At 69.8% G+C, this 8,927-nt stretch carries 8 protein-coding genes and 1 pseudogene; 6 read left to right on the top strand and 3 right to left on the bottom strand.

Annotation, left to right across the window (positions count from 1 at the left end; all coding sequences use genetic code 11):
• Positions 1–132 precede the first annotated feature (132 nt).
• Positions 133–825, top strand: coding sequence for a L,D-transpeptidase (locus tag ABZ721_RS14475; protein ID WP_358788946.1), 693 nt, complete (start codon positions 133–135; stop codon positions 823–825).
• Positions 826–981: 156 nt separating this feature from the next.
• On the opposite strand, the gene ABZ721_RS14470 is transcribed toward ABZ721_RS14475, so the two are convergent.
• Together ABZ721_RS14470 and ABZ721_RS14465 are read right to left on the bottom strand one after the other, a co-directional pair.
• Positions 982–2,463 (bottom strand): MFS transporter, encoded by a 1,482-nt coding sequence (locus tag ABZ721_RS14470; RefSeq protein WP_358788945.1) that lies wholly within the window; start codon positions 2,461–2,463, stop codon positions 982–984.
• 63 nt (positions 2,464–2,526) lie between these two features.
• A complete protein-coding gene (locus ABZ721_RS14465) occupies positions 2,527–3,048 on the bottom strand; it encodes a cupin domain-containing protein (RefSeq protein ID WP_358788944.1) in 522 nt (173 codons plus the stop codon).
• A 317-nt stretch (positions 3,049–3,365) separates the two neighbouring features.
• Between ABZ721_RS14465 and ABZ721_RS14460 the strand changes: the two are divergent.
• A pseudogene (locus ABZ721_RS14460) lies at positions 3,366–3,533 on the top strand (helix-turn-helix domain-containing protein); the annotation flags it as partial.
• Positions 3,534–3,584: 51 nt separating this feature from the next.
• Here ABZ721_RS14460 and ABZ721_RS14455 read toward each other — a convergent pair.
• Positions 3,585–4,031, bottom strand: a complete 447-nt coding sequence (locus tag ABZ721_RS14455; protein WP_358788943.1) for a VOC family protein — start codon at positions 4,029–4,031, stop codon at positions 3,585–3,587.
• 234 nt (positions 4,032–4,265) lie between these two features.
• Between ABZ721_RS14455 and ABZ721_RS14450 the strand changes: the two genes are divergently transcribed.
• The 4 genes from ABZ721_RS14450 (at position 4,266) to ABZ721_RS14435 (ending at position 8,909) form a co-directional block, all read left to right on the top strand.
• On the top strand, positions 4,266–4,910 hold the full coding sequence (locus ABZ721_RS14450; protein WP_358788942.1) for a Crp/Fnr family transcriptional regulator: 645 nt from the start codon (positions 4,266–4,268) through the stop codon (positions 4,908–4,910).
• A 146-nt stretch (positions 4,911–5,056) separates the two neighbouring features.
• Entirely contained in the window at positions 5,057–5,962 is a 906-nt protein-coding gene (locus ABZ721_RS14445; protein ID WP_358788941.1) for a hypothetical protein, read from the top strand.
• Positions 5,962–8,004 carry a hypothetical protein gene (locus ABZ721_RS14440; protein WP_358788940.1) on the top strand — a complete coding sequence of 681 codons (2,043 nt, stop codon included), beginning with the start codon at positions 5,962–5,964 and terminating at the stop codon, positions 8,002–8,004. The genes ABZ721_RS14445 and ABZ721_RS14440 overlap by 1 nt, the downstream gene beginning before the upstream one ends.
• A complete protein-coding gene (locus tag ABZ721_RS14435; RefSeq protein ID WP_358788939.1) occupies positions 8,001–8,909 on the top strand; it encodes a hypothetical protein in 909 nt (302 codons plus the stop codon). Before ABZ721_RS14440 ends, ABZ721_RS14435 begins: the two co-directional genes overlap by 4 nt.
• The last annotated feature ends 18 nt before the right edge of the window (positions 8,910–8,927 follow it).

The raw sequence follows: 8,927 nt of genomic DNA, 5'->3' as shown, positions 1-8,927 counted from the left end.
AGCGGAAGTTCTTCCACAAGCGCGAGCTCGCCCGCTTCGCCTGGCAGCAGGCCTGGTTCCGGCTCGCCGGGTCCGAGGGCCACCGCCGAGCGCTTGCAGGACGCGGTTCCCGATCCTGCAGGAGGTCCGGCAGTGCGCACCAACAGCCTCATCGGTGCCGTGGTCGCGACAGCGGCCACGGCACTGCTGTGTACTGCGGTCCCCTCGGCGGCCGCCCCCGTGAACGACCCCGCGTGCACGGCGCCGGCCGGCCCGTACCAGCGGCAGCTGGAGAAGCACCTGGGCCGGCCCGTGGACGGCCGGCAGTCCACGGACGACTGCCGGGCCATCCGTACCTTCCAGACCGCGCACGGCCGGCCCCGCGCCGACGGCTTCGCCGACCTCGGCACGTACCGCACCGTGCTCGTCGTCGAAGCGGCCCCCGACCCGAACGCCGCGGGCCGCTGCCCGGTCGCGACCACCCGCGTCACGTGCGTCGACATGGACCGGCAGTTGCTCTGGGTGCAGAAGGGCAAGGGGGTCGTCTTCGGACCGGTGCCCATCCGGACGGGCCGTGACGCGCAGGAGACCCGCCCGGGGTGGCACTCCATCTACTGGCGCGACCGCGACCACGTCTCCACGATCTACGACAACGCCCCCATGCCGTACTCCCAGTTCTTCGACGGAGGACAGGCGCTCCACGGCCACCCCGGCGACCTCTACGACGGCGGAGGCTCGGCAGGCTGCGTCAACCTGACCGTGGCCGACGCGGCCAAGCTGTGGGACCTCCTCGCGGAGGACGACCGGGTCTACGTATGGGGTGTCAAGCCCGGCACGGCCGATTGACGACCGCAGGGTGGCCAGGGTTCCCTGCGGCGCTTGCGGTGACAGCGCTTGTCGCCGTCGGTCCCGCGCCCGCGGGCCGTCCGCAGGACGTTCGTCGTCGCGGGCCCCTCCGGTGCACCGGAGGGGCCCGCGATCGCCAACGCGCGGCACAGCGGATCAGACGTGGACGGTCGGATGGGATGCGACGGCGGTGTCCTGGCCGACCTCGCGGGATGCGGGCCTGCGCAGGCCGAGTGCGGCCAGGGCGGTGAGGGCGATGCCGCCGACCGCGATGAGTACCGCCCTGCGCAGGCCGTCGGTGGTCGCCGAGCGGAGCGCCTCACCGGTGAGGCCGTCGAGGCCGGAGTTGGCGACAGCGACCAGCAGGGCGAGGCCGACGGCGCCGCCGATCTGCTGGCTGGTCGACGCGACGCCGGAGGCGATGCCCTGCTCGTCGGCCGGAACGCCGAGCGCTGCGGCGCCGAACATCAGGGTGTAGCCGGCGCCCTGGCCGATGCCCAGCACGATCAGGCCCGGAACCAGGGTCCCGTAGGACGCCCCGGTCGACATCGTCAGGGCGACCAGCACGGTGCCGGCGCCGCCCACCGCCAGCGCCGCGATCATGACCGGCCGGATGCCGTACCTGGTGGCGAGCCGACCGGCGGTCTGCGCCCCGGCGGCGATGGCGACCATCGGGACGAGGAACGCGAGACCGGTGGTCATCGGGCCGTACCCTTGCACGCTCTGGAAGTAGACGGTGAGGAAGTACAGCAGGGTGCCGAAGGTGCCCATGTAGAGGAAGGTGATGACGCTGCCGGTGGCCAGGTTCCGGTTGCGGAACAGGCCGAGTGGCAGCAGCGGTTGCGTGCTCCGTACCTCGACCGCGACGAACGCGGTGAGCAGCAGGACGCCGGAGAGCGCGGCGCCGAGCACGAGGGGGGAGGTCCAGCCGGATTCGGGACCCTGGACGAGCGTGAAGACCAGCCCGGTGATACCGACCGTGGAGGTGAGCGCGCCCGTCAGGTCGAACGAGGGCCGGTCGCCGGTGCGCGGCGCGTCGGGGGCTATCAGCTGGAAGGACAGCAAGGCGGCCGCTCCGGCGAGGGGGACGTTGACGTAGAAGACCGCCTCCCAGCCGAACGCGTCGGTGAGCACGCCCCCGAGGAGGGAGCCGAGGATCATCCCGCTACCGCCCGCGGTGCCCCACACGGCGAACGCCCGGTTGCGCTCCTTGCCTTCGGTAAAGCTGGTGGACACCAGCGTCAGGGTCGCGGGGAAGAGGAACGCGCCGCCGATGCCCTGCGCGGCGCGCGCCGCGATGAGCGTCCCGGGGTCGGTGGCCATGCCGCCGAGCAACGAGGACCCGGCATAGAGGGCCAGGCCGAGTGCGAACATCCGGCGCGGCCCGAACAGGTCGCTCGCCCGGCCGCCGAGCAGCAGGAACCCGCCGAAGGCGACTGCGTAGGCGCTGATCACCCACTGCAGGCTCTGCGGGGAGAAGCCGAGTCCGGAGCCGATCTCCGGAAGTGCGACGTAGACGATGTTGTAGTCGATGGAGATGATCAGCTGGGCGAACGCCAGCAGGGCCAGGGTCAGCCCCAGACGGCGGCGCGGTGGTCTGGTGGTGCGCTTGGTGCGCTCGGACGTGATGTCGGGCAAAGCGGAAGCAACTCTCTCAGCGTCTGAAGGGCCTGTCGATGTGGGGAATCGGGGCTCGGCTCTTCAGAGTTCGCTGCCGAACGTGGCTGCTTCGGCCAGCGAGGCCTGCCACTCCGGGCTGTCGAAGTAGTGGTTGTCGTAGGTCTGCGAGCTGTCCTTGATCTCCTGGACGGTCGCCTCGCCGCGGTACACACGCTCCAGCAGTCGGTAGTAGTCGAACCGGTGCAGGCCCGGCGTGAAGACGACGAGCAACTCGGCCGTGCTGTCCGGCGCGGGCGCGAAGGCGTGCGGCACTGTGGGGGGCACGGTGAGGAAGTCGCCCTTCTCCAGCGTCAGCACCTCGTTCTCGACGAGGATGCGCATCGTGCCGTCGAGTACGAAGAACAGCTCCGTGGCCTTTGTGTGGAAGTGCGCGGGGGCGCCCGGCGAACCCTTCTCGAAGGTGGCCTTGTTGGCGGTGAGCGCGCCGCCCGTGTCGCCCGCGTCGGCCAGCAGGGTGATCAGGCTGGTGGCGCCGTCCTGCAGGGTCTCGGCCTGCTCGGCGCGGACCAGGACGGGACGCGGCGGCTGGGTGTGAAGGGTCATCGGAGTTCTCCTCAAGGTGTGCTTCTGGCGGGGTTTGTGCGTGGGAGTCAGGCGCCGGTTCTCCGCCACAGGACGGTGGTGTTCCGCATCGCGTGCTCCCTGTGCACGTAACGCCCGGGCCCGAAACCGGTCGCCGCTCACAAGCTCCCCGACACCGCTGACCGCCCACTTACCGGCCGCTGACCAGCCACGCACCGCAGGCCGGCCACGCACCGGATTCGGCAGCAGCCGGCGCACCGGACCGCAGCTCGACGCCGAACCGGTCCGCGAACTGCACGACCTCGACGCTCGATCCCGCGCTCGCGGCGAACAACCCTGCCGCGGCCGCGGGTTGCAGCCGGTTCGCGCTCTACCGCGCGTTCCGCGAGGAGTACGGCCTGCCGCCCAGCGCCTATCAGCGCCTGCTCCGCCTGCGCCACGCTCGCGGACTGCTCACCAGGGGACTGGCACCGGCGGACGCTGCCGCCTCCGCCGGACTCTCGGACCGGCGCACTTCAACCGCTGACGGAACAGGCCCCGCCCCGACCCCGCAGTCTTCACGCCTCCGTCGCGGAATCCGTGCTGCCCGGGGCGCTCGACGGATCCATCCACATGACCTGCCAGCCGTGGCCGTCCAGGTCGAAGAAGCTGCGCGAGTACATGAAGCCATGGTCCTCCGGCCCATCCGCCTCGGTGCCGCCCGCGGCAACCGCGGCCTCGGCGACCGTGTCGACCTCGTCGCGGGTCGACACGCTGAAACAGTAGAGCGCCAGCGTGTGCGTGGTCGGATCGGCCAGCGGCAGCTTGGAGAACTGCGCGAACTTCTCGTGACTGAGCAACATGACGGACGCCTGCTCGCCGACCTGCATGCAGGCCGCGGTCTCGTCGGTGAACATCGGGTTGAACCCGAACCCGAGCCGAGCGAAGAACCCCTTGCTGCGCTCGACGTCCGCCACGGGCAGGTTCACGAACAGCATGCGGCCGGCGTGTGCGGGAGTGGTCATGGTGTGTCTCCAGTTCAAAGGCCCGGGTCTGTACAGCGAGGTAGACCCGCCCTCCCCGCAGAACTCATCGGTGGTCGGCGCAGTTCACGTCGAGTGACGGCCCGAAGCTCCGCCGGTAGCGGCCGTTACCGGACAAAGTTCTCCGACCGCACCGCCGGTGACACCGGAAGGGCGTAGAACTCCGAGGTGGCCGAAACACAGCGGCCGCGTGCAGAGCGGGGGGGGAGAGCAGGAGTGCTGTCCGATGAGGCATGGCGAGAGCTTCGGGGCCAAGGGGCGACCCGCGCCTTCCGCGAACGCAGCGTGATGTTGCGGCAGGGGTCTGCGGGAACGCACCTGCTCGCCCTCACCGCGGGCCTGGCCAAGGTGGTGCGCCGGGAGCCGGACGGTGGGGTGAGCTGGCTGGCCTTCCGGGGACCTGGCGACCTGTTGGGCGAGGTATCGGTCTTTGACGGCACCCCGCGCACGGCGGAGGTGGTGGCCCTCACGCCCTGCACGGCTGTGGTGCTGGAGGCGGACCGGTTTCTGCGTTTCATCGAGGATCGCCGGCTCGTCATGGACCTGATGCGTCAGGCGCTGTCACGGCTGCGGGAGTCCGATACACACCGCACCGAATTGCTGACGCTGCCGTTGGTCGTTCGGCTGGCTCGGGCCCTGCTGCGACTGGCCGAACTCAATGCTTCCGGTCCGGAACGCGGCGACGTACGGCTGACCGGCCTGAGCCAGGAGGAGATCGCCCAAGCGACCGGAGTGACCCGCAACGCGGTCACCATCGGACTGCAGCGGCTGCGGGAGTCCGGCGCGGTGGAGACCGCCCGCAGGGTGATCGTCATCAAGGACATGAATGCGCTGCGGGACTGGGCGGCATCCGTGCAGTAGGTCGCTCGCCAACCCTCCCCACCCTGTGATGTGCGACACACGCCCAGTGCCCTGCGCTGTGCATTCGGACGGACGGGTCCGGCGGAACCTCGAATCAGTCGGTCGGCGACTCCGTCACCGCCCCACCGTCCACGAGGAGATCACGCATGTCCGCACCCGTTCCCACCCCCTACGCCAAGAGCCGGCCGCTTCCTCCCTACCGGGCTCTGTTCGCCGTCGACGCCAAGGACTTCACGGGCCTTCCCGCCGTGCAGCACGGTCCGGTGAGCCAGCTGATCCCGGAACTCGTCGACCAGGCCCTGGAACGAGCGGGGCTGCACGAACTGCGCGACTCCAAAAGGTTTCCGGCCAACACCGGGGACGGGATGGTGTTCGGGTTCGACCCGGCGCTGCTGCCCTTTGTCCTCTGGCCGTTCCTGGGCGTGCTGGACGACATCCTCGGCGCGTACAACAAGCAGTGCGTGGGCCCCCGTATCCGGCTGCGAGCCAGCGTGCACGTCGGACCGCTGCCGGACGGTGACCAGCCCGGCGACGGCAACGGTACGGCCCGCAACGACACGCACCGCCTGCTGGACTCCCGGCCGGTCAAGGCCATCCTGGCCGCGGCGAGCGAAGAGATCACGCATCTGGTGGCGATCATCTCCCAGCGCGTCTACGAGGACGCCGTGCTCGGCGGGTACACCGGACTGCACCCCGACCGCTGCGTGGAGGTCCCGGCCACCGTGGAGGGCAAGAACTTCGCGCAGCGGGCCTGGCTGTACGTCCCGTCGCCTTCCGGGAACCTCCTCCAGGCCGGTGTGCAACCGCGCGAGCAGTTCGCAGAGGAGGACGGCGCGTCGGCCGACCAGGATCAGGACCCGGTGGCTCGGCCTGGTACGCACTACGACGGCAACACCCAGCGCGTGGGGAAGGGAGCCGCTGTGATGGGGAACGTCGGCCATGACATGACGTACACCGACTCGTCGACCTCGTACCGCGGCACCAACCAGCACTGGGGTGGCGGCGACAACGTGGCAGGCGACAAGCGCGTCGGCGAGGCGCGGGACCAGTGATGAGCGCCGGCGCGGATACCGCACATGGCGCCGGTGCCCCGGACACCGGCGCCCGACCGGATCAGGGGAGCGTCTACCGCGACAACCAGCAGCGGGTGGACCAGGGCGTGGCGATCATGGGCGGCATCGGGCGTGACGCCATCGTGTACAACTTCAACGCCGGCCCCGACGACGTGGCGATGGACCGCATCATCAAGCCCCGTCTGCGGGAAGGCCCCTATCTCGTGGACGACATCCAGAATCGCTTGCTGGGATTTGTCGAACCACCCACCCACGCTCAGTGCAGAAAGACTCTGGACGGCCATGTCCTGATGATGAGGGCCGGCAGCGGCACAGGTGTGAGCACCGCTGCTTTCGCCCTGCTGGCGGAGCGGCACGGAGCCGACGGGATCACCGGGCTGGACGTTCGGGACGACCTCGGGCGCTGGCATCCCACGGAGGGACGCGGCTATCTCCTTCAGGGGCTGTCCCCACAGGCCGCCGCGATGCTCGGCGGAGTAATGCTCAGGGAACTGGCCGCGAAGCTGCGCGATCTGGGTGCCCATCTGGTCATCACGGTACGCATGGAGACTGCGCTTCCCAGCGGCACGACACCTTGGCAGGTCGTGCACCTGCCGCCGAACGCGACCGATGTAGCCGCCAAACGCCTGAGCATCATGACCGATGCCGGGGAGCTCACCCCTGACCAGTGCGCCGAAGCACGGGGACACCTCTTCGCCCCGAGCTTCACCGACCATCTGCGGGCTCACGCGCTGCCACAGGACGGTGTCGACGTGGCGGACGGACTGCGTGATCTCGTCGCGTCCGGAAAGCCCATCGCCTCCGTACTCCACGACCTGCAGACCGGCAGCCCTGCCGCAGCCCGCGAGGCGCTGGCGGCATCCTGCCACCAGGTCGACCACATCTCCCTCATGGCGTCGATCTCGCTGCTGGCCGACCAGGACCGCACGGTCATCGAGGAGTTCGGCGCGATCCTGCGCCCCCACCTCGACGAACGCGACGTCCCCGGGTCGAACGTCGAAGGACCGCAGCGGCGCGATGTTCTCGGACCGGCCTTCGAAGACCGGCTGGAGGCGGTGGGCGCACGTCTCCTACCGACCCGTTTCGGGATGGCGCAGCGCTACCCGGTCCAGCCGGTCGTCTTCACCGGTCGTCATCGGTCGGATGCACTGCTCCGGTGCCTGTGGCTGGACTACGAAGGCATGGCGTCGCTGCTGTGGCGAGCCCTGGGCGAAACCCCTCACCGCGCTGGCATCGAACTGGCGGCGGGCCAGGCGATCGGCAAGGTGCTGGCTCATGCGACTGGCCCGAACGCGCTGCTGCAACTGGTGTCCTTCGCCGGGTCGGAGAAGCGCTGGCACCGTCGGCTGGTGGCCTACGCGCTCGGAGAGATGGCCCAATACCCCGCCCTCACCGGCGTCGTACGGGAACAACTCCGGCAGTGGAGCCGGGCCGCCCCCATACCTCTGCGCTGCACTGTTGCCGAGACATGTGCGGGAAGTTTTGGTCTGGCCCGTCCCGTCACCGCACTGAAACTCCTGGACGCCCTGCTCAGCAAGACGGACACGGACCTGGACCAGAAGTTGCGCGCCGCCGTGTCCTTCGCGCTCAGCACGCTGCTCTCCGAGGACACCAACCACCCCCTCGTCCTCGACTGCCTGCGGGAGTGGCAGGGGGCGGGTCCGGGCACGCAGCGCCACGCCATGGCGGTGCACGCCATCGAGTCGATGAGTCTGGCGACCTTCCCGCTGCCCGGCGCGCCGGGCCCGCGCCGTCTGCGCCTCGCGGACCTGCTCGCGCAGTACCCGGAGAGATCCCTCGACCTCGTGGTCGCAGCCCTGGACGACCCCGTCACCCACGAATCGGCCTCCAGGGGCCTGTTGTTGATCGAAAGCGACCCGGAACCACGACAGCGAGCCGCTGTCTCCGACTTCCTTCTCGCACTGTCCGAGGTGGCCCGGAGCCACCGCGGTGTCCTGCGCTTCATCCTGCGCCGCCACCGCGCCCGTACATCCACACCAGCAGAAGGGCCCTTCTCATGACCGGTCCGGTCCTCACGCCTTTGAACTCCTCACCCACCTGGCAGCTGCTTCGACGTTATCTCGGCACCTCGGACGACCGGGCCCTGGTGTTCCTCGCGGCCGATGGAGACGACGCGATGGTGCCACCCGGCGACGACGACTACTGGGGCTATCCGCGCCCGACCCTGCGCGCGGTGCGCCAGGAGGAGTTCACCGACATCATGTGGGTCTCGCTCACGGAGCGGCACATCGCGATCGACATCCCGCGCCGCCCTCCGAAGCCTCCAGCCCGCTACGGAGTGGCATGGAAGGTCAGCGATCCGGTCATCGCTGCAAGGAACCAGATCACTGAGGAGCGGGCCCGGCACCTGGTGGCCGCTCACATCAGCGAGAACGCCACCCTCCCCGGTACCGCAGACCCCTTGCGCAAGCCGCCGCCGCACCTCGGTACGACCGAGGTCGCACCACCCGGGCGGGCACAGGCGGTCGACGGGTCCGGCCTCATCTACTGGTTCCTGGACCCACCGGCCGCGCTCCTGCCCACGCCTGGAACCGGTGCGCAACCCCTCCTGCCGGCGGGCTTCGGCGAGGCCCACCGCGAGGCGTACCGCTTCTACCGGGAGGTGGTTGCGGGCGGTCCCGTCGGCTTGGCGGCCCTCTGGTTGTTGCACCAGCCGGAACAGGCGAAAGAGGTGCTCGACTGGACGGTGACCCACCGTGATCTCCTCGCGGACCGGGACAGCTGGGAACGCACCCTTGCCGCGACTCTGCAGTCCCTCACGCCGGACGACCGGAGCTTCGTCGGTGTCAACCTGGCACGTCTTCTCAGCGACGTGGGAGTACCGCAGGGGGACGAGGTACTGCGCCGGATCACCGGCAACGAAGGCACGGTGAGCGACAACGGGCTATACGAGGACTTCCGATGACGGGAAGCCTGCACGCCC

Source organism: Streptomyces sp. NPDC006733, assembly GCF_040636125.1.
GTDB lineage: Bacteria > Actinomycetota > Actinomycetes > Streptomycetales > Streptomycetaceae > Actinacidiphila.
Note: the sequence above shows the minus strand (reverse complement) of the source record. Positions and strands in the feature narration are given on the sequence as shown.